Genomic DNA, 20360 nt, shown 5'->3' with positions numbered 1-20360 from the left:
CGTTTGGTAAGTTTCCTAACGAATGCGTACGGTAATCCGTCCCACTCGGTGCGTCAAGACGTAGACTCGTCCCATGACCGGCGCCTTGATCTTCGACTTCGACGGCACGCTGGTCGACACCGAGGCGGCCGTTCTCGCGGCTTGGCAGGAGACGTTCCGCGAACGCGGCGGCGCACTCCCCCTCGACGTCTGGCACACCGTGATCGGCACGCAGAACACCGCTGTCGCGATGTTCGAACTGCTCGAGAAGAACGACGAGAACCTCGACAGGATCGCGGTCCGCACCGGCGTCCGCGCCCGGGTCACCGAGCTGCTGGAATCGGTGGGGCCGCGGCCGGGCGTCCAGGAGTATCTCGACGACGCGAAGGAACAGGGTCTGCGCCTGGCCATCGCGTCCAGTTCGACCGGCGACTGGGTCACCACACAGCTGAACCGGCTGGGCCTCGCGGACGCGTTCGAGGCCGTCCTCACCGGCGACCTCCACGAGGCGAAGCCGAGCCCGGACCTCTACCTGGCGGCGCTCGCCGCGCTGGACCTGCCCGCGGCCGAGGCGATCGCGTTCGAGGATTCACCGCACGGGGTCACCGCGGCGAAGGCCGCCGGACTCGAATGCGTGGCGGTGCCGAATCCGATCACCGCGGTGCTGAACTTCGACCACGCCGATCTCGTACTGGGCTCACTGGCCGACAAACCACTCGGCGAGTTGCTCAGCCGTCGAGCAACTCGCTGAGGCGGGCGAGGAACGGACGCTGGCCTTTGAGCAGTTTCTCTTCCGCTTCGGCCAGCTCGAACCAGGCGACTCTGTCGACCTCCGGGAACTCCTGCGTCCGGCCCGACCGCGGCGGCCACTCCAGCTCGAAGGTGCCTGGCACCACCTGAGCCGGATCGAGGTCGCCCTCGACCGCCCAAACCGTCACGACCTTGCCGCCGGACTGCTTCACGACGCCGAGCGGGAGGTACTCCCCCTCCGGCGCGGGCAGCCCCAGTTCCTCGGCGAACTCGCGCCGCGCCGCGGCCTCCGGCGCCTCGTCCGGCTCGTACTCGCCCTTGGGCACCGACCAGCCGCCCGCGTCCTTCTTCGCCCAGAACGGCCCGCCCATATGCCCGAGCAGCACCTCGGTCACCTCGCCCGACCTGCGGAAGAGCAGGATCCCGGCACTCGTCTTACCCGCCATGGCGTCCAGTCTGGCCTTGCTCCGATCGGGTGAGGTGACCGGCCCGCGAAAAAACTTTCCGCCCGGATGTCGATTCGCGTCGAGCCCGTCCGACGCGTTGTCAGAAGCCGCCCGACAGACACTCCCGGAAGGACCGGAACCATGACGCAGACCAGCACCCCCGCCAAGAACACCGAGACCACCGCCACCGCCTCGCGTGCCGCCAAGGCGCAGGGCGTGATCCAGTCGGCCGTCCGGATCGTCGTCTCGTTCCTCTTCCTCTGCCACGGCTTGCAGGGATTCGGCTTCTTCGGTGGTGTCGACGGTGCCGGCGGCTCGGTCGAACTCGGCTCCTGGCCCGGTTGGTACGGCAGCGTGATCGAGGTCGTCGGCGCCGTGCTGGTACTGGTGGGCCTGTTCACCCGGCCGGTCGCGGTGCTCCTCTCCGGCGTGATGGCCTACGCCTACTTCACCGTCCACGCGCCGGAAGGCCTGCTGCCGCTGCAGAACATGGGCGAGCTGTCGACCCTCTACTGCTGGATCTTCCTGCTGATCGCCGCGATCGGCCCCGGCACCTTCGCCCTCGACACGCTGCGCCGCCGCCGCTGACGGAAAATCGCGAGGCCCTTTCCTGGAACGATTCCAGGAAAGGGCCTCAATCGCGTTTCCGCGTCGTTGAATTCGGACATGTCATCGAATTACCCCCGAAAGAAAGTTCCCCGCGGGTGGGGCATCCGGCATCCTCTATCCCATCAATGGTTTAGACCACCTTGAGCCGGAAGGATGCGTCATGACCCAGACAGCCACCGCCACGACCACCGAGATCGGCCCGACCACTCCCAAGTGGCAGGGACTGGCCCTCTCCGTGGTCCGCGTAGTGGTCTCGTTCCTGTTCCTCTGCCACGGTCTGCAGAAGATGGGACTCTTCGACAAGCCCGCCGTGCCGTTGGGCACCTGGCCGGGCTGGTACGCCGGGGTGATCGAAACGGTCGGCTCGCTGCTGATCCTCCTCGGCCTGTTCACCCGCCCGGTCGCGGTGCTGCTCTCGGGCACGATGGCGTACGCGTATTTCGTCGTGCACCAGCCCGACGCGTTGCTACCGCTGCTGAACAAGGGCGAGACGGCGGCCCTGTACTCCTGGATCTTCCTGCTGTTCGCGGTGGTCGGCCCGGGCACCTACGCGGTCGACACCCTGCTGCGGCGGCGCCGGAGGTCCTGAGCCGCTTGCCTGCACGAGTACATGAAGGACCCCTTCCTTGCGCTAGGCGCAAGGAAGGGGTCCTTCATGTACTGGGGAGGGTGTGAAGGTCGAGTTTCCTCGGCGGAGCCGAGGGAAGGGGTCCTTCACGCGCAGCTGTTGTGACTGCTGGTGCCTGTGGGGCGAACGTGGCGATCTGACTGTCCGTGAAGGCCTCCTTGAGGGACTCTGGGTCCCTCAAGGAGGCCTTCACGGACCGGGCTTGAAAGAGGAAACGTCAGCGGCCCTGTGGCAGACCCGCGGCCAGGTCCGACAGCGCCAGCACGTGCTCCATCAGCACGGTCAGCACCTGCTTCGTCGAGTCGCGTTCCCGCGCGTCGCACAGCAGCAGCGGGACGTCCATGCCGACGTCGAGCGCCTGCCGGACCTCCTCGGTTCCGTAGCGGTAGGCGTTGTCGAAACAGTTGACGGCGACGACGAACGGCAGTCCGCGGCGCTCGAAGAAGTCGACGGCCGCGAAGCAACTGTCGAGCCGCCTGGTGTCGGCCAGCACGACGGCGCCGAGCGCGCCTTCGGCCAGTTCGTCCCACATGAACCAGAACCGGTCCTGTCCCGGCGTGCCGAACAGGTACAGGATCAGCTCGGGGTTGATGGTGATGCGGCCGAAGTCGAGGGCCACCGTGGTGGTCGTCTTCTTCTCGACACCGGTGAGATCGTCGACGCCCTCGGACGCCGCGGTGATGACCTCCTCGGTGCGCAGCGGGGGAACCTCGCTGACCGAACCGACCATCGTGGTCTTACCGACCCCGAACCCGCCGGCGATGAGGACCTTGACCGCGTTCGCGGTCAGAGATCGCCGGGGCTCAGAGTTTCCGGATGCCATCAAGAACCGCCTGGAGTACGTGTTTGTTGGGGGTGTCGGTGACCGGGGTCGCGGTGCGGAACAGCACGAGGTTCTGTTCGATGAGGTCGCTCAGCAGCACCTTCACCACCGGCAGCGGCAGGTCTATGCGCGCGGCGACCTCCGCGACAGAGGTCGGTCTCTGGCACAGGTTGAGGATCCGCCCGTACTCCGGTTCGAAGCCTGCCACTTCGTGCGCGCTGCGCATGGCGACCACCAGGGTGATCAGGTCGAGGCCGAGGGTGTCCGAGCGGGTGCGCCCGCCCGTGACGGCGTACGACCGGACCAGCGGCCCGGCCTCGTCCTCGAACCACGACTCGTGCCGCCCGCTCATGGCGAAGTGGGAGTCGCGGCGCGGGGCGCCGAAGTGAGCACCGCGCCGACCCGCTTGACCATCAGGTTCATTTCGTAGGCGACGAGACCCATGTCCGCGTCTTCCTTCGCGAGCAGCGCGAGGCACGCTCCGCGCCCGGCCGCGGTGACGAACAGGAAGGCGTGGTCCATCTCGACCATGGTCTGGCGGACGTTGCCGCCGCCGAAGTGCCGTCCCGTTCCCCGCGCGAGGCTCTGGAACGCCGACGCGACCGCGGACAGGTGCTCGCCGTCCTGTTCCGACAGGTTCCCGGACCGTCCGATGAGCAGGCCGTCGGCGGACAGGACCACCGCCCTGTCCGCACCGCTGACCCGCTTGACCAGGTCGTCCAGCAACCAGTCGAGTTCACTGACTCCCGCGTTGGCCATCTAGTCACGATCTCCGTACATGTCGAGGTCGGTGTAGTCGTCGGTGGGTTCGGTGTCCCGCGCGCGGCGCGTGCCCTGCTGGAACGCGGCGAGCCGGTTCCTGGCCAGCTCGGGGGTGTCCTCGCGGACCTCCTCGTGCTGGGCGGCGGGCCGGTCCTCCATCAGCTGGGGGACCAGGTTCGCCTGACGGCGGCGCTGCGGCAGCGGTGGCCTGCCGGGCGCCTCGGGGCCGGGCCGCCGGGTCTGCGGCGGGCGGCCGTCCTGAGGCCGGGTGTCCTGCGGACGGGTATCGGCGGGCGGCCACACCGGCGGTTGCACCGGTTGCGGACGGCCGTCGGCACGCGCGGGCTCCGAGCGGATCGGCTCGGGCCGCGGTGTCTCCGGCCGGGGCACCCGCGGCGGGCGCGGGGGCAGCGGCGGCAACGTGCCGCCAGACTGCTCCGGGCCCTGCTGAGCGTGCGACTGGGGTGCCACCGGCATCGGCACGGGCAGTTCCGGCCGTTCCGCGGGGAACTCGGTGCGGTGGCGGGCACGACGGCCCGGGAGCAGCGGCGCGGATTCCGGCACGTCGGTGCTGTCGGGATCCACCTCGTCCTCCGGCTGATCAGACGGGACCGGCGCGAGCAGGTCGGTGCGGACGAGCACGATGGCCCTGGTGCCGCCGTACGCCGACTCGCGCAGGTGCACGGAGATCCCGTGACGCGCGGCGAGGCGGGCGACCACGAACAGGCCCAGCCGTGGCTCTGTCGACAAGGCCATGATGCCGAAATCCGGTGGATCGGCCAACATCGCGTTCAGCTCGGCGGCCTGTTCGGGCTCGATACCGAGGCCCTGGTCCTCGACTTCGATCACGACACCCTTGCCGACCACGTTGCCCCGAAGCTCGACGCGCGACTGCGGCGGCGAGAAGGCGGTCGCGTTGTCGATCAGCTCCGCGAGCAGGTGCACGAGGTCGCCGACGACCGGGCCCTGCACCGCCATCGCGGGCATCTTCGCCGTCTTCACCCTGGCGAAGTCCTCGGTTTCGGCCGAGGCACCACGGGTCAGCTCGGCCAGCGTCACCGGCTTGCGCCACTGACGACCGGGCTGACCGCCACCGAGGATGATCAGGTTCTCCGCGTTGCGGCGGGCGCGCGTGGAGAGGTGGTCCAGCTGGAAGAGCGTCTCCAGCTGCTCCGGGTCCTCCTGTTTGCGCTCGGCCTGGTCGAGCACCTTGAGCTGGCGGTGCACGATGACCTGGCTGCGGTGCGCGATGTTGAGGAACACCGTCTTGGTGCCCTCACGGGTCCTGGCCTCTTCCACCGCGGCCGCGATGGCGGTCTGCTGCGCTTTGTTGAAGGCCTCGGCGACCTGGCCGATCTCGTCGTCGCCGTGGTCGAGGAAGTGACCCTTGTCGTCGAGGTCGACGGGTTCACCCGCCCGCACCCGGTCCACCAGCTCCGGCAGCCGGGTCTCGGCGACGTCGAGGGTGTCCTCGCGCAGCCGCGCCAGCCTTCCGATGAGCCGGTTGGACAACCGCAGGGCGATGACGAACACGCCGATCGCCACCAGCAGCGCGATGGCGGCGGCGATGGCCGAAGTGATCAGCGTCCGGTCGGCGTCGTCGACCGCCTGCGTCGTGGCCGTACCACTCTGCTCGACGAAGCCGCGCATCATCGCGTCGCTGACGCCGCGCGCGGCCTGAAGCCACGTCTGCTCGGGGATGGGGAGGGTGGCCTTGCTGTTCTGCAGGAAGGTGTTCTCGACCGTGTTGACGGCCTTCCACGGATCGCTCGCGACGAGCTGGTCGAACTTCGCCTTGACGTCCGGCAGCATCCGCGAGACCGACGACTCCAGCTGCGAGCGGTAGGAACCGACCTCGGTGACGTAGGCGCGGTAGGTCTCGTCGGTGAAGCCGCCACCCGCGACGGCCGCGGCGGCGAGGGCGTTCGCGCGCTGCATCTGGTCGATGGCGGTGAACAGCGGCACCGCGGTGATCCGCTGGTAGGCGTTCTCGGCGTTCGGCGCGTCCTGGGCCAGCCCGGTCAGACCTTCGACGAACTGGTCGAGGATCTGGTTGTAGAAGGTGAAGGCGTCCAGCAGCGGGAGCTGACCGGAGTCGGCCGACTGCCGGATCTGCGGCATCTTCTGGAAGAGCCCGTTCACCGTGGCGATGGTGCGCTGCACGCTGTCGGGCGAGTCGCCGATGAACTTCTGCAGGTGCGCGACGACGCCCTGGGTGGCGACGTCGGTCTTCGCGCGCTGTTCGACGAGCATGGCGTGCTGCGACCGGTCTCCGGCGAGTTCGCGCAGCGTCAGACGGCGCTCTTCCTGCACCTGGACGAAGAAGGGAAGAGAGGGGGCTTCCGAGTCACGGATCCGCTGCGCGTAGTCACGGCCGTTGACCGCGTCGGAGATCAAGTATCCGCCGATCGCGAGACCGACCAGCATCAGCGCGATGCTCGGAATGAGCGCGATCGTCAGAACGCGCGAACGAATCGAAGAGCCGCGGCCTCGTCGAAGGGGAATTTGCTTCACCGTGGTCCGTTTTCCTTCCGGCAGTTTTCAGGTGTCGGGTCGCCGGGGATCTCATACCCGCGGGATCCGATAGCCGGATCAACACAGCGTGGTCCGCTCCGCCCGCGAAGACGCTAGGAGACCCAAACGGGTGAGTCAAGTCCAGACGCGAAGGGTAGTCACGTATGGCCGTGACCAGCTCACGAGAGGCCGTTGGACCTCGAAAGTCCACCACGTGGACCAGGGCGCCCCGACAAAGTGACTCACCAGTAGGTCACCTGGCGATTTACCGTCGGCAGCGGCTTGACCGACACTCTTCGGACTCGATCAAGTCACCGCTCGCCACGTTCACCTCGCCAGGAGAAAAGCGGGGAAAATTACTCGCCGTGATGTCGCTCACGCTTTAGGGCCGGTGCTCTACATACCGTTCGGTTTGCGAACGACATCACCGCGCAGGAGCGCCGCCGTAACGCCGTTCGCGCCGCGGAATCGAGAATTACGGACATTTATCGCCGCCGGTTCGGCGAAACGATCTTCGCCGGCGCGGCCGGGGCTCGTCGTCGAGGAGCGCGTCGACCTTCCTCGAGGCGTCCCGGAGCGTCCGGACGCCCGCCCAGCACAGCGTCGCCACCCCGCAGAGCAGAAGCGCGACGAGTACCGTCTCGACCGGGTATCGGGAGCCGAATTCGCTGAGCAGAAACCCGGAGGCGACACCGGACACGGCGACGGCGATATAGGTGAACGACACGACCCCCTCCTTCTCCAGACGCCGGGCCCGCGCCTCACCGGTAAGCCGGGCGACGCGGGTTTCCCTTACGCCACAAGGCAAGGATCTACGTCACACGCGCGGCGAGCGCGAATTTCGAGGCTGACGGCGAATCCCCGAAAGATCGGCCGTTCTCCCCCGAGGGGGCGAGGTGATCACCTATTTGCCACCGATTTCCGAAGGAAGTTCGTCGTTTCGGTGCCGGAGCTCCCGAAGCGTCGTGACGGCGCGGAGCACCTCGCCGTAGGTGGTGTAGAGCGGTGCCAGCCCGAACCTCAGCACGTCGGGCGGGCGGAAGTCACCGATCACCCCGCGTTCGATCAAGGCCGCCATCGTCTTGGCCGCGTCTTCGTCGACGACCGAGATCTGATGCCCGCGGTCTTCGCCGCGCGGGGTCACGATCGTCACGCCATCGAGGAGTTCGTCCGCGCACCGGAAGAAGAACTCGCCGAGCGCGAGCCCCTTCGCCCGCAGCAACCCACGATCCACTCCGTCCCAGACGTCGAGGGCCGCGTCCAGCGCGAGCAGCGAAAGGATGTCCGGCGTGCCCGCCCGGCCACGCGCGATGCCGTCGTTCGCCTCGTACGCGCCCCGCATCGCGAACGGGTCGCGGTCGCCGGCCCAGCCCGCCAGCGGCTGCTCGAAACTGTCCAACCATTTGCTTGCCACGTAAAGGAAAGCGGGCGCCCCGGGGCCGCCGTTGAGGAACTTGTAGGTGCAGCCGACGGCGAGGTCCACGCCCGTCGCGTCCAGTTCGACCGGGAGCGCGCCGACGCTGTGGCAGAGATCCCAGAGCACCAGCGCTCCCTCGCGGTGCAGCGCCCCGGTCAGCGTGGCCATGTCGTGAGCGCGGCCGGTGACGTAGTCGACGTGGTTGATCAGCGCGACGGCCGTCCGCTCGCTCACCTCGCGCGGCATGTCCTCGGCGACGACGCGGCGCACCGTGCGCCCGGTCAGCCGGGCGACCTCACCGGCGATGTAGCCGTCGGTCGGGAACGTGTCCGCGTCGACGAGGATCTCGTCGCGGCCCGGCAGGAGGCGGGTCGCGGCGACCAGCGCCTTGAACAGGTTCACGCTGGTCGAATCCGCCACCACGAGCTGCCCCGGCGCGGCGCCCACCAGCGGCGCGATCCGCTCGCCGACCCGCATCGGCGCCTCCCACCAGCCCTCCGACCAGGACCGGATGAGCCGTCCGCCCCATTGCTCGCGGACGACCGCGGCGACCCGGTCCGCCACGTGTTTCGGCGGGGCGCCCAGCGAGTTGCCGTCGAAATAAGCGACGTCGGTGTCGAGGTCGAATTCGTTTCGCTTGTGCGCCAAGGGATCGGCCGCGTCCAGTGCCGCGGCCGCCGCTACGAGATCAGTCACGGTGGTCATCGTCGGCGAGAGTGTTCCAGAAGTCCAGCTCGTACGCCTGGAACAACCGCGCGTGGGCCCGAGCGTCCTTTTCGGACAGTTCCCCGGCGGCTCAGGTGATCGTGGACGCGGCGGCGATCGCGGCGAAACGGGACGAGCTCCTCCTTGTTCGGGACTGTTCGGGACTGTTCGGGACTGTTCGGGACTGACGCGGTGAAAACGGAAAAGGTGGACATTTCGCGAGCCGCGACCGTGGCCGCGATTCTCTATCCAGCACTGCCGACAGCCCTTACAGTGTGCCTGATCAGGCAGCATCGAGGAGGCCAGCGTTGACCAACCAGCCGACCGTCGCCGAGCAGATCGAAGGCCAGACCATCCCCGCCCTGCTTCACCGCAACGCTCAGGAGTTCGGTGAGCTGCCGGCGGTCACGTCACTCGACATCGAGGGCAAGCCGACCCTGAACTGGGCCGAATTCCGCACCGCCATCGCGGAGGTGTCGCGCGGGCTCGCGGGCCTCGGGGTCGGCGTCCGCGACCGGATGCTGATCATGGCGCCGAGCAGTCCCGAACACCTGATCGCCGACCTCGCCGCGGCCCATCTCGGCGCGATCCCCTGCACCGCGTACGCGACGCTCAGCCCGGAGCAGATCGGGTTCGTCGCCCGGCACAGCGCCGCCGGCGTCGTCGTCCTCGCCGGTGCCGACGAACTCGGCCGCTGGTCGCAGGTCCTCGACGACCTGCCCGCGCTGCGGCACATCATCCTGCTCGACGCGTCCGTGATCCCTCCGGACGACAAGCGATTCCTGTCGTTCGCCGATCTTCGCGCGGCGGGCGCGGAAGCGCACGCGGCCGACCCTCAGGCGTTCGAGACGACGTGGTCCGCGATCACTCCGGACGACCCGCTGTCGATGATCTACACCTCCGGCACCACCGGCGACCCTAAGGGTGTCGTGCTGTCGCACCGCAACGCGATCTACCAGGCCGTCGCCGTCCAGAAGCTGCACGACTCCCCGATGCACACCACGAACATCGCGTACCTGCCGCTCGCGCACATCGCCGAACGCGAACTGTCGATCTACATGCCGATCGTGTGGGCCGGGCACGTGCACACCGTCGGCGATCCGACAGGCGTAGCCGGCGCGCTGGGCCAAGTGCACCCGAAGAGCTTCTTCGGCGTCCCGAGGGTGTGGGAAAAGATGGTGGCGGGCCTGAAGAATTTGCTCGGCTCACTGCCGGAGGAGAAGCGGAGCGGCCTCCTCGGCGCGAACGAACTGCTGCAGCAGGGTTACAAACTGCGCAGCGACGGCAAGGAGGTCCCGCCGGAGCTCGCGGAGAAGATCGCGCAGACCGACGCCGCCGTGCTCGCGCCGGTGCGCGCGATGCTGGGCCTCGACCAGATCGAGGTCGCCTCCGGCGGTGCCGCCGCGCTGCCGGTGGAGATCCTGTACTTCATCGCCGGGCTCGGCGTCGAGATCCAGGAGGTCTGGGGACTGTCCGAGACCACCGGCGCGGTCACCTCGAACACGCCGACGGCGTTCAAGGCCGGTTCGGTCGGCCGTCCGCTGGAAGGCATCGAGGTGAAGGTCGCCGAAGACGGCGAACTCCTCGTCCGCGGCGCGATCGTGTTCCTCGGCTACCTGCAGGAGGACGGCACGATCAAGCCGGACGTCGACGCCGACGGCTGGCTCGCCACCGGCGACATCGGGACGATCGACGAACGCGGCTTCGTCACGATCACCGACCGCAAGAAGGAACTGATCATCACCTCGAGCGGCAAGAACATCGCGCCGACGAAGATCGAAGGACTGCTCAAGGAACACCCGCTGATCGGGCAGGCCGTCGCGATCGGCGAGAAACGGCCGTACGTCACGGCGCTGATCGTCATCGACGACGAGATCGCGCCGGGCTGGGCGACCGCGAACGGCATCCAGTTCACCGAAGGCGAATCGCTCGCCGACAACGCGGAGGTCCGCGCGGAGGTCGAGAAGGCCGTCGAGGCGGCGAACGCGCGACTGGCCAGGATCGAGCAGATCAAGCGGTACCACGTCATCCCCAAGGCGTGGACACCCGAAAGCGGCGAGGTGACCCCGACCTTGAAGCTGAAGCGGCGGGTCATCAACGACCGCTACGCACCCACGATCGCGGACCTGTACCCGGAACCCGCCCCCACCGCCGGCTCCTGAAGTACATGAAGGCCCCCTTCCTTGCGCCTAGGTACAGGAAGGGGGCCTTCATGTACTTAGGATCACGCGAGTTGCGTGCGCGACTGCTAACTTGCCGCCGTGGATCTCTTCTCCCGCTCCTGGGCGGCGCTCCTCACCGCCGTCGCCGAAACCCCCGACGAAGACTTCGCCAAACCGTCCGGCTGTGCCGGCTGGCTGGTGCAGGACCTGGTGTGTCATCTCGTGATCGACGCGCAGGACGTCCTGATCACCCTCGCCACTCCCGCCGAAACCGAGCCCACGCGCGACGCGGTCACCTATTGGGAGCTCGCCGAGAAGCCGCCGACCGGCGAGGACGACCTCGACGCGCTGATCGTGCGTCTCGCCGCCGCCTACCGGGAACCCCGGCTGCTCAAGTTCCATCTCGACGACGTCGGTTCCGCCGCGGGCCGGGCCGCCGACCTCGCCGACCCGGGGACGCGGGTCGCCACCCGCGACATCGTCCTGTCCGCGGGTGACTTCCTGTCCGCGTACGTCCTGGAATGGACGCTGCACCACCTCGATCTGGTCGCGCATCTGCCGCATGTCGGCGGGCCCGCCGTCGACGGTCTCGCCAAGACGCGGCAGATTCTGGAGCAGCGCACCGGCGAGAAGTTCCCGGCGTCGTTCTCCGACACCGACGCGCTGCTGGTCGGCACCGGCCGCCGCGAGCCGACCGGCGCCGAGAAGGCCGAACTCGGCGACCTGGCCGCGAAGCTGCCGTTCGTGGTCGGCTAGGCCGTGTCCGGTAAGTCTGTTCGATGGGCTTCGTGCTCCAGGTGGTTCCTGGCGGTGCGGGCGGTTCTGCCTCGTACCGGGTTGTACTCGGCTGGACCGCCCGTGCCGTCAGGGACCGCCTGGGCGTGAAGACCGCGGACAGACTTACCGGACACGGCCTAAGCCGTCCGGGTCGACTCCGTCCACTTGCGCAGCCGGGGTGGGACACGCTTTTCGAGGCCGTAGTTCTCCAAGTGCGCGCTGAAGACCTCGTCGAAGGCGCGCTGCACGGTCTCGGTGTCCCACACCGGCCGCTCGAGAATGGGTTGCTTCAAATACGGCTGCCCCATGATGTGCAGTTGCGGCCCGTTGCAGCGGATCATCTGCCCGGTGATCCCCTCGGATCCGGCGCCGAGCAGGAAGAGCACGATCGGCGCGATCCGCGACGGCGTCCGGTCCGGCGGGCAGGCCCGCAGCGACCGTTCGGACTTCCACACCAACCGGGTGTGCGCGAGCGGGCAGACCGCGTTCACCCGGATGCCGCTCTCCTCCAGGTCGAGGGCCCAGGAGTAGGTCAGCGAAGCGACGGCGCCCTTGCTGGCGGCGTACACGCCCAGCTTGCGCTGCCCGAGCGACGCCCCGGACGAGATGTTGACGATCGACCCCGGCCTGCCGCTTTCGACCATCGCCCTGATCGCGGCGAGCCCGGTGTACATGACACCGAGGACGTTCACCTCGACGAGTTCGCGTGCCTGCTCGACGTCGTCCTCCCACGGCAGCGCCTCGTAGTTCAAACCCGCGTTGTTGACCAGCCCGTCGATCGCGCCGAACTCGGCGAGGCACAGGTCGACGATCTCCTGCGCCTGCTTCGGATCAGCGACGCTGTGCCCACTGGCGACCGCTCTGCCACCGAACCGGCGGATGTTCTCCGTCGTCCGTTCGGCCAGCTCGGCGTCGATGTCGTTGACCACGACGGCCCCGCCCGCCCTCGCCACGTGCACCGCGAACGCCTCACCGAGCCCCCGCCCCGCCCCGGTCACGACGACGGCCTTGTCGTCGAGTAAACCGTTCATCGCCTTCACCCCTTTGAACCAGCCGGCCTCCACCTCCAGGCCGGTCTCTGCTCAGTGTTGGACCATTCGGCCCAGTCGAGACCGGGGCGGCGGCGAACGGCGTCCCGGCTGCGCCGAGCGAGGGCGCGGCGATCGGCGCGCGGATACCCGCGGACAAGTCACTCCGACGTCACCCACCGTTCAGACGGCGTAGCCCGATCAGCCCAACAGGGGAAGGATTCCCCGGTCTTCTGTTCGTCTCCCTGTAGCCGGAGGCATACTGAACGTTGTCCGGCGGGACATCGACTGTGGCTCCCTCGTCGACCAAAGAAGCACGGCAGGCAAGAATGCGAGGGAAGTAAGTTCACCCGATCGGGGGGAGGTGGTCACGCAGTGAAGACGAACGCGGCGCCGCGGATGACCGCCGCCCTGGCGAACCGCGAGTTCCGCGCACTCTGGCTCGCCGAGGTGCAGTCCCTCATCGGGGATCAGCTCACCATCGTCGCGCTGGCGATCCTCGTCTACGACCGGACAGGCTCCGCGTTGCTCTCGGCGGTGGTCTACTCCCTGACCTTCCTGCCCGCGCTGGCCGGCGGTCTCGGCCTCTCCCAGCTGGCCGACCGCTACCCGCGGCGCACCGTCCTCGTCGTCTCGTCCCTGATCCAGGGGATGCTGATCGCGATCATGGCGATTCCCGGTACCCCGCTCGCCCTGTTGTGCGGGCTGGTGGTGCTGGCGCGGCTCGTGAACGCTCCCGGCAACGCGGCGCAGAACGCGCTGACGCGCGAGGTGTTCACCGACGACGACCTCTATCTCAAGAGCCAGGACCTCCGGGGCATCTCGACCAACACCGCCATGCTGCTCGGGCTGGCGGGCGGCGGTCTGCTGGTGTCGCAGGTCGGGGTGAGCTGGGCACTGGCGCTGGACGCCGCGACGTTCCTGTTGAGCGCGGCCGTGGTCCGCTTCTCCGTGACCCGGCGCGCGGCGGCGTCCGACGGCAGCGGCAGCTGGTTCGGCGCGGTGAAGCAGGTCTTCGGCAACCGTCACCTTCGGGTGCTGATCTGGTTTTCGTGGCTGGTGGGCCTGGCCGTCGTCCCCGAGGGACTCGCGGCACCGCTCGCCGCGGAGATGGGCGTGGGGAAACAGGCCGTCGGCTGGCTGCTGGCCGCCGATCCGCTGGGTTTCGTCGTCGGGGCGTTCCTGTTGTCCCGGTTCGTCTCCGCGGAACAACGGCGGAGGCTGCTCGGCGTTCTGGCGGCGCTGCCGATGGTCGCCCTGATCGCCTTCGCGCTCAAACCGGGGCTGATCCCGGCGTTGCTGCTGCTGGCGGCGGCGGGTGCCGCGGGGGCGTACCTGATCACGGTGAGCGCCACGTTCATCACCTGGGTCCCGAACGAACTCCGGGGCGGTGCGGGTGGGGTGTACCGCACGGGGTTGCGGGTTGCTCAAGGAATAGGGGCGGGACTCGGCGGGCTCGCCGCCGATCGGCTCGGGGCGGCGACCTCGGCCATCGCGCTGGCAGGCGTGGTCGGCCTGCTGCTGGCCGTAATGGTCGCGCTCAGCTGGGGGCACCTCAACGGATCCAGCCCGGAACCGTCGCTGTCATGACGAATCCACACGGGACGGCCACTGGGGCGGCTCGGCCGCCCGGCGGGTTCGTACTCGGAAATCTCGACGATGGAACACTGTCACCGGCCCTTGGTCTTCGGCACGGGGGTGAAAAGAAACGACTCTCGATCAGAAGTCACGGCTCGACATGGTCGGACACCTCCTGGGAACCTCGCAGCGAACTAATACCTCGTCCGGGCTCAGAAGTCACGACTGGACACTATCCGTCACCCCTTCCATGTCACGTCCTGAAAAACATTCAGCCACCAAGATCAGAAATCACGGGACACGATTGTCACCTCCGGTCCGTGTTCGCGGGCACCCTTGCCGCTGTCGGACTACTGATGCGATGGGATGATACCGGCCGTGGAATACGAACGGTGTATCAGTCGGTACCGGTGAGATTACTCAGCCGTGCCGTCCGCGCGGAAAAGAGGTAGCAATTGCCAGCCGAGACCGGTGATCGCCGCCAGCACGGTGACGGCACCGGCGACCTCGACGATGCGACGGCGACGGCCGCCGCGCGGAGCGGTGTACCGGTGACCGAACGCGGGCAGGCGGGTCCGGAAGGTGACCAGGCCGAACCGCCGTGGCGCCATCCCTACGATCCCAGGACGTGGGCGCTGTGGCAGCGGCCGAAACGGTTCATCGCGTTCCTTTTCGCCATGGAGGCGATCGGAATCGCGATCATGGTCGTCGCGACGATGGATTCCACGAATCCGGGAAGAACGGACTGGGTTCGTTTCGCGATTCTCGCCGTCGGCGCCACCGCGCATATTCAGCTGACCCAGCGGCAAGAGGAAAGACGGCGTGATCGCAGCCGTACCGTCCTCATCGACCTCACCGCGGTATGGACATTTCCGGCCGCGGTCATCCTGCCGCTTTCACTGACGCTTTCCATCATCGCGATCATCCGGATCCAGCATTGGTTCATCGCCCGGCGGCCCGCGCACAACTTCGTGTTCTCGTCGGTCACCCACGGTGTTTCGGTGACACTCGCGTCGCTTGCCTTCGCCGCGTTCGGACCGCATGAATGGGGACGGATTTCCGGCTGGGACACCCTCGGTGAATTCGGTGTCCTGATCATCACCGGGCTGGTCTTCGAAGCGGTGCAGATCGCCTACATCGGCGGCATCCTCGCGATCGGCTCGCCGAAGCGGCCGTCGATGTCGACAGTGCTCGGCAATACGGCCGACAACCTGCTGGAGGCCATCACGATCGGCCTCGGCGCGGTCACCGCGGTGCTGCTGTTGATCATGCCACCGATGGTGATCGTGATGGCCGTGGTGACGGTGGTGTTCAATCGCCTCGCCGAGATCGACCAACTGCAAAACGACGCGCGGACGGACCCGAAAACCGGCGTTCTGAACATGCGCGGATGGTCGGAGTCGGCCGATCGGGCGCTCGGAAGGACTGCCCGATCGGACGATGGCCTGGCACTTCTGATGATTGATCTCGACCACTTCAAGTGGATTAACGACACTTATGGACACCCGGCGGGTGACGACGTCCTGCGCGATGTGGCACGGAAATTGGACGAGGTCACCAGGCCCGCCGACGTCATCGGCCGCTTCGGCGGCGAGGAATTCCTCGTACTCCTGCCGGATATCGACGAAACGGCGGCGAAACTCGCCGCCGAGCGAGTGCGCAGCGCTATCGCGGAACTGCATATAGTGACTACCGACAAAAGGGGCAGCCGGGTGACCATCTCGGGCCGCACCACCTCGATCGGGGCGGCGTTGTATCCCCGTCACGGCGAATCCCTGGAAGAACTCCTGCACGCCTCCGACGCCGCCGTCTACGTGGCCAAGGAGAACGGCCGGAACCAGGTCCGGTTCGCCCAGGATGTGGATCGGCCCGCTCCCCCGCCCACCGTCGAGGGCTGAAGTGCCCTTCGCCGCATGCGCAGCGGCAAAAGGCCCCTTCACCACGTCGCATGCGGGGACGTCGTCCTTCAGCCCCCGTCACCCACCTGGGCGAAACTAGGGGGTTATCCGGATGTCGGCCCTGATCGGCGGATGGCACCCTGGACGCCATGCCAGCGACAGCCGAAGCCGCCGCTCGTCCTGCCAGGGTCCGGCGACCCTGGTCGACTTCGGGCTGGTTGTTGCTGGTCACGGTGCTGGTTTTCGGTTTCGGCCTGATCGCGTCGCGGTCCGCGTCGCCGCCGGACCAGGGGCCACCGACGGGTGACCTCCTCGCCGCGCAGAACGCGGTCGACGCGCTGGTGCGGCCGGGTCCGGTCGAGAACGTGCTCGCCGAACTGCCCGCAGACTTCACCACGGTCAGCGGGATCACCCCGGGGGTGATGACCGCACGCGACGGCACCGTGCGGGCCGTTCACACCGACGGGGGTTGCTCGGCGCCCTGGGGCGACGACAACACCAAGTGGGACTACGCAGTCCCCTGCAAGGCCCACGACCTGGGCTACGACATCCTCCGCTACGCCGAACGCAAGGGCCACCCGCTCGGCCAGGAGGCCAGGGCCTCGCTCGACGACCGGCTCTCGGCCGACATGCACAACGCGTGCGTCGTCAACCCGATGGACTCGCGCGGCACCTGCGACGTCGTCGCCTCCCTCTATACCGCCGGTCTGGTGCTCAACTCCTGGCATCAGCGCTGGGGGCCGCCGGTCGGTGACCCGCTCGGCCCGATGATCGTCGGCGTACTGGTGATCGGCGCGCTGCTGGTGTTCCGCCTCCGCGGCTGGGTCCGCACCCGCCGGACCGCCGTCACGCTTCCTCGCGAGCCGCGGCCGGTGGTCCCGGTCGGCCGGTGGGCGCTGCTCGGGGTCGCCGGGGTGGTGCTGATGCTGCTCGGCGAATCCGCCGTCGCCCTCGCGCACTGGGCGGGGGCGCCCGAGCGGTCGTTGTGGCCGTTCACCTGGCTCGCCCAGCTCTGCCCGGTCATCTTCTTCGCGGTGGGCCGGCTCAACGAGGCGGGCTGGCGGTCGATCCGCGCGACCGGCGGCCGCTACCCGCAGTACCTCGCCGACCGCGCGAGCCCGCTGCTGCGCCCGGCGCTGCTCTTCGCCGTCGTCGCACTGGTCGTCCCGCTCGCGCTGGAGGTACTGGGCATCCCGACCGGGACGAACGCCACCGTCATGCGGATCGCGCTGCATCCGCTCTGGTTGCTCGGCGTCTTCCTGCTGACCGTCGTGCTCGCGCCGGCGTTGCTGACGCTGTACCGCCGGACACGGACCGCCTCCGTCGCCGGGCTGCTGGCCATGACCCTGGCGAGCGAGGCCGTGGCGCAGTGGTCCGGCTCGGCCGTCCCGCGTTACGCGGAGACGTTGTTCCTCGCCCTGTTCGTCCAGCAGCTGGCGTTCGCCCACGCCGACGGTGTCCGCCTGCCGCGCGGTGCACTCCTGGCGACGGCGTTCACCGGCGCCGCCGGGCTCGGCGTCGCGGTCGCCGTCCTCGGCGAGGGACCGATGCTGCTCGGCGGCCCCGGCGCCCCGGCCGCGTTGTCGGGCCCGCCGTGGGGAGTGCTCCTGCTCGGCCTGGTCCAGCTCGCGCTCCTCGGTCTGCTCGCTCGGCCGCTGGCCCGGCTCGGCGAACGTCCAGCGATCGCCGGCACCGCCCGCCTCGTCCTCCGCGCCCCGATGAGCCTCTACCTCGGCTTCCTGTCCGCGATGCTGCTGCTGGTCGCGGTCGTCTACCTGCCGGGCCCGTTCGTGGACGGGCTCAGCTGGCTGGCCCGCCCGCGGATCTTGCTCGCGATGGCCCTGCTGGCCGTGCCCGCCGTGCTCGTCTTCTGGTGGTTCGAACGTCATTCGGGACCGCGACAACGGGCGGTCGACGAGCCGGGCCTGCGCGCCGCGGTGTTCTGCCGGGCGGCCGCCACGGTCGGGATGGCGTACGCGATGCTCGGTGTGTTCGGTTTCGCGCTGACCCGCTTCGGCGGCGCGTCCGCCGACGCCGACCTCCTCGGGCTCCGGTTCGGCCCGGTCCAGAGCCTGGCCAACCTGTTGCTCGGGGTGTACCTCCTGCACACCGTGCGGAACGGCACCAGCCGGATGACCGGCACCTGGCTGGTGTGCGCGGTCGCGTGCGCGCCGCCCCTGATGAGCGCCCTCGACGGTGAGCGGGTGAGCGCCGCCTCGGTCGCGCTGCCGGTCGCGACGATCGTCGTCGCGATGCTCGCCGCGGCCGCCACGCTGGTGCCGGCCCGCGCCGCCCGGCGTGTCCTGCCCTGAGCCAGACAGCGCTGACCAGGCGTTCTTCGTACCATGGTGAGGAAACCGGTGGTGCGTGCCACATCTTCGGGGGGATGTGTAATCCTGCGACAACCCTCAACGGGCACCATGCGTCCCTTGAGAAGACCGTCGACCGGTCACGAACAGAAGGAGCAGACCGCGTGGAGTACCCGCCTCGGAATGGGCATGGGGATCGACGTCCCGCCCGGCCTAGGCAGGACGCGCCCGGACGCGTTCCTTCCCGCCCGGCCCCGCCTCGTGGAGACCGGCAGGCACCTGTCCGCCATGCCGCCGCCGCGCCGTCCCGGCGCCTGGAACCACGACGTGCCCCGCGACGGTCATTCCGCGGCCCCAAGATCGCCCTGGGCCTGGTCTCCCTGCTGGTGATGGGCCTGACCGGCTACGCGTGGGCCGCGATGGACGGCCTGACGTTCGCGAACGTCGGCATCGGCGCCGACGAGAGCGACAAACCCGCCGACGGCGCCCGCGACATCCTGCTCGTCGGCCTCGACAGCCGCACGGACGCGCAGGGCAACCCGCTGTCGAAGGAAGTCCTGGCCCAGCTGCGCGCCGGGCAGGCCGACGGCGAGCTGAACACCGACTCGCTGATCTTCGTGCACATCCCCAACGACGGGTCCAAGGCCGTCGCGATCTCGCTGCCGCGCGACTCCTACGTCGACATACCCGGCGGCCACGGAAGGCACAAGATCAACTCCGCCTACGCCCGCGCGATGCTCGAAGAGCGCAGGAAGCAGCAGGAGAACGGCGTCTCCGACCCGAAGGAAATCGACCAGAAGGCCAACGAGGCCGGAGCGAAGACCCTGATCAAGACCGTCGAGCAGCTGACCGGCTCGACCATCGACAACTACGCGGCCATCAACCTGCTGGGCTTCAGCGAGATCACGCAGGCCATCGGCGGGGTCGACGTCTGCCTCAACCAAAACGTCAACGACCAGTTCTCCGGCGCGAAGTTCACCAAGGGCCCGCACACCATCTCCGGCGTGGAGGCGCTCGGCTTCGTCCGACAGCGCCACGGGCTGCCGCGTGGCGACCTCGACCGGGTCGTCCGGCAGCAGGTGTTCATGGCCGGGATGGCGCGGAAAGTGCTCTCGGCGGGCACGCTCGCCAACCCGGGCAAGCTGAACGACTTGATCGCGGCCATCAAGAAGTCGGTCGTGCTCAACCAGAACTGGGACGTCTTCGGCTTCGCGCAGCAGATGAAGAGCCTGACCGGCGGTCAGCTCGAGTTCCGGACGATCCCGATCGTCAACATCGAGTACAAGACCCCGAACGACGGCGTCGCCATCCAGGTCGACCCGAAACAGGTCAAGAACTTCGTCCAGGGGCTCGCGGGACCGCGGCCCGGCGAGCAGCAGCAGGCACCGCCGGCCGAGTCGCCCAACAAGGCGACCACGGTCGACGTCCGCAACTCCACGAACCGGGACGGCCTGGCCTCGACGGTGCTGAAGCAGCTCGTCGACAAGGGCTTCACCGCGGGCGACACGGCCACCGCGAGCGCACGCAAGAAGACGGTGGTCTGGGTCGCCAAGGGCCAGAAGGCGGCGGGACAGGCCGTCGCCGACGAACTCGGCGGCAACCCGACAGTCCAAGAGGACAAGAGCGTCGAAGCCGGGCACGTGATGGTCTTCCTCGGCTCGGACTTCAAGTCGCCGAGCGGCGCCGAGAACTACGGCTCCTCGCGGAACGCCGCCGGTTCGTCGACCGCGGCGCCCCCGCCCGAGCAGTCCGACGAGAAGCCGATCACGGCCGAAGGTGTGCCCTGCGTCAACTGACGCGCCCTTCGAGCGGCTGTCGATCCTTTCTGGCGAGCAGGCTGAATTTCGCGAATGCCACTTTCGCGACGTCTAGCGTCCCGGAAGATGCTCCTATAGATGTCAAGGGGTGTTGGTGAGGTTGTTGATGTCTGTGATGAGTGTTCGGTGGATTTCGCGGGCGACGTAGCGTTTGAGGC

The 20360-nt window shown here is 68.4% G+C and carries 17 protein-coding genes; 9 read left to right on the top strand and 8 right to left on the bottom strand.

What is annotated here, in order from left to right:
* Positions 1-73 precede the first annotated feature (73 nt).
* Positions 74-730: an HAD family hydrolase gene (locus ACZ6DT_RS25740; RefSeq protein WP_465599697.1), complete on the top strand. Its 657-nt coding sequence runs from the start codon at positions 74-76 to the stop codon at positions 728-730.
* On the opposite strand, the gene ACZ6DT_RS25735 is transcribed toward ACZ6DT_RS25740, so the two are convergent.
* On the bottom strand, positions 708-1175 hold the full coding sequence (locus ACZ6DT_RS25735; RefSeq protein ID WP_465599695.1) for an NUDIX hydrolase: 468 nt from the start codon (positions 1173-1175) through the stop codon (positions 708-710). The two genes, ACZ6DT_RS25740 and ACZ6DT_RS25735, sit on opposite strands and share 23 nt — an antisense overlap.
* Before the next feature lie 141 nt (positions 1176-1316).
* Between ACZ6DT_RS25735 and ACZ6DT_RS25730 the strand changes: the two genes are divergently transcribed.
* The gene (locus ACZ6DT_RS25730) at positions 1317-1763 is read left to right on the top strand and encodes a DoxX family protein (RefSeq protein ID WP_465599694.1); all 447 of its coding nucleotides are present in this window, start codon (positions 1317-1319) and stop codon (positions 1761-1763) included.
* Positions 1764-1944: 181 nt separating this feature from the next.
* Positions 1945-2373 carry a DoxX family protein gene (locus ACZ6DT_RS25725; RefSeq protein WP_465599692.1) on the top strand — a complete coding sequence of 143 codons (429 nt, stop codon included), beginning with the start codon at positions 1945-1947 and terminating at the stop codon, positions 2371-2373.
* Between the two features lie 256 nt (positions 2374-2629).
* Here ACZ6DT_RS25725 and ACZ6DT_RS25720 read toward each other — a convergent pair whose 3' ends face one another.
* From ACZ6DT_RS25720 to ACZ6DT_RS25695, 6 genes are all read right to left on the bottom strand, one after another.
* Positions 2630-3235 (bottom strand): GTP-binding protein, encoded by a 606-nt coding sequence (locus ACZ6DT_RS25720; protein WP_364215428.1) that lies wholly within the window; start codon positions 3233-3235, stop codon positions 2630-2632.
* A complete protein-coding gene (locus ACZ6DT_RS25715) occupies positions 3216-3587 on the bottom strand; it encodes a DUF742 domain-containing protein (RefSeq protein ID WP_396565414.1) in 372 nt (123 codons plus the stop codon). The genes ACZ6DT_RS25720 and ACZ6DT_RS25715 overlap by 20 nt, the downstream gene beginning before the upstream one ends.
* Positions 3584-3994, bottom strand: a complete 411-nt coding sequence (locus ACZ6DT_RS25710; RefSeq protein WP_037306800.1) for a roadblock/LC7 domain-containing protein — start codon at positions 3992-3994, stop codon at positions 3584-3586. The genes ACZ6DT_RS25715 and ACZ6DT_RS25710 overlap by 4 nt, the downstream gene beginning before the upstream one ends.
* Positions 3995-6511 carry a nitrate- and nitrite sensing domain-containing protein gene (locus tag ACZ6DT_RS25705; RefSeq protein ID WP_465599689.1) on the bottom strand — a complete coding sequence of 839 codons (2517 nt, stop codon included), beginning with the start codon at positions 6509-6511 and terminating at the stop codon, positions 3995-3997.
* Between the two features lie 475 nt (positions 6512-6986).
* Complete coding sequence (locus tag ACZ6DT_RS25700; protein WP_465599687.1) at positions 6987-7238, bottom strand: hypothetical protein; 252 nt, start codon at positions 7236-7238, stop codon at positions 6987-6989.
* A 177-nt stretch (positions 7239-7415) separates the two neighbouring features.
* Positions 7416-8633: a kynureninase gene (locus tag ACZ6DT_RS25695; RefSeq protein WP_465599685.1), complete on the bottom strand. Its 1218-nt coding sequence runs from the start codon at positions 8631-8633 to the stop codon at positions 7416-7418.
* A gap of 308 nt (positions 8634-8941) precedes the next feature.
* On the opposite strand from ACZ6DT_RS25695, the gene ACZ6DT_RS25690 reads away from it, so the two are divergent.
* Both ACZ6DT_RS25690 and ACZ6DT_RS25685 read left to right on the top strand, forming a co-directional pair.
* Positions 8942-10795 carry an AMP-dependent synthetase/ligase gene (locus tag ACZ6DT_RS25690; protein ID WP_465599683.1) on the top strand — a complete coding sequence of 618 codons (1854 nt, stop codon included), beginning with the start codon at positions 8942-8944 and terminating at the stop codon, positions 10793-10795.
* A gap of 99 nt (positions 10796-10894) precedes the next feature.
* Positions 10895-11551, top strand: coding sequence for a maleylpyruvate isomerase N-terminal domain-containing protein (locus ACZ6DT_RS25685; protein ID WP_465599681.1), 657 nt, complete (start codon positions 10895-10897; stop codon positions 11549-11551).
* A gap of 158 nt (positions 11552-11709) precedes the next feature.
* Here ACZ6DT_RS25685 and ACZ6DT_RS25680 read toward each other — a convergent pair whose 3' ends face one another.
* Positions 11710-12603, bottom strand: a complete 894-nt coding sequence (locus ACZ6DT_RS25680; RefSeq protein ID WP_465599680.1) for an SDR family NAD(P)-dependent oxidoreductase — start codon at positions 12601-12603, stop codon at positions 11710-11712.
* 372 nt (positions 12604-12975) lie between these two features.
* On the opposite strand from ACZ6DT_RS25680, the gene ACZ6DT_RS25675 reads away from it, so the two are divergent.
* The 4 genes from ACZ6DT_RS25675 (at position 12976) to ACZ6DT_RS25660 (ending at position 20181) form a co-directional block, all read left to right on the top strand.
* Complete coding sequence (locus ACZ6DT_RS25675) at positions 12976-14190, top strand: MFS transporter (protein WP_465599678.1); 1215 nt, start codon at positions 12976-12978, stop codon at positions 14188-14190.
* 443 nt (positions 14191-14633) lie between these two features.
* Positions 14634-16076 carry a GGDEF domain-containing protein gene (locus ACZ6DT_RS25670; protein WP_465599676.1) on the top strand — a complete coding sequence of 481 codons (1443 nt, stop codon included), beginning with the start codon at positions 14634-14636 and terminating at the stop codon, positions 16074-16076.
* A 149-nt stretch (positions 16077-16225) separates the two neighbouring features.
* Complete coding sequence (locus ACZ6DT_RS25665) at positions 16226-18388, top strand: phospholipase A2 (RefSeq protein ID WP_465599674.1); 2163 nt, start codon at positions 16226-16228, stop codon at positions 18386-18388.
* A gap of 161 nt (positions 18389-18549) precedes the next feature.
* Entirely contained in the window at positions 18550-20181 is a 1632-nt protein-coding gene (locus ACZ6DT_RS25660) for an LCP family protein (RefSeq protein WP_465599672.1), read from the top strand.
* Positions 20182-20360: the final 179 nt, after the last annotated feature.

The sequence above is a fragment of the Amycolatopsis sp. NPDC041971 genome (assembly GCF_055588925.1).
Note: the sequence above shows the minus strand (reverse complement) of the source record. Positions and strands in the feature narration are given on the sequence as shown.

Coding starts and splice junctions, on each gene's coding strand:
- ACZ6DT_RS25740 (WP_465599697.1), top strand. CDS start 74: ATGACCGGCGCCTTGATCTTCGACTTCGACGGCACGCTGGTCGACACC.
- ACZ6DT_RS25735 (WP_465599695.1), bottom strand. CDS start 1,175: ATGGCGGGTAAGACGAGTGCCGGGATCCTGCTCTTCCGCAGGTCGGGC.
- ACZ6DT_RS25730 (WP_465599694.1), top strand. CDS start 1,317: ATGACGCAGACCAGCACCCCCGCCAAGAACACCGAGACCACCGCCACC.
- ACZ6DT_RS25725 (WP_465599692.1), top strand. CDS start 1,945: ATGACCCAGACAGCCACCGCCACGACCACCGAGATCGGCCCGACCACT.
- ACZ6DT_RS25720 (WP_364215428.1), bottom strand. CDS start 3,235: ATGGCATCCGGAAACTCTGAGCCCCGGCGATCTCTGACCGCGAACGCG.
- ACZ6DT_RS25715 (WP_396565414.1), bottom strand. CDS start 3,587: ATGAGCGGGCGGCACGAGTCGTGGTTCGAGGACGAGGCCGGGCCGCTG.
- ACZ6DT_RS25710 (WP_037306800.1), bottom strand. CDS start 3,994: ATGGCCAACGCGGGAGTCAGTGAACTCGACTGGTTGCTGGACGACCTG.
- ACZ6DT_RS25695 (WP_465599685.1), bottom strand. CDS start 8,633: ATGACCACCGTGACTGATCTCGTAGCGGCGGCCGCGGCACTGGACGCG.
- ACZ6DT_RS25680 (WP_465599680.1), bottom strand. CDS start 12,603: ATGAACGGTTTACTCGACGACAAGGCCGTCGTCGTGACCGGGGCGGGG.
- ACZ6DT_RS25665 (WP_465599674.1), top strand. CDS start 16,226: ATGCCAGCGACAGCCGAAGCCGCCGCTCGTCCTGCCAGGGTCCGGCGA.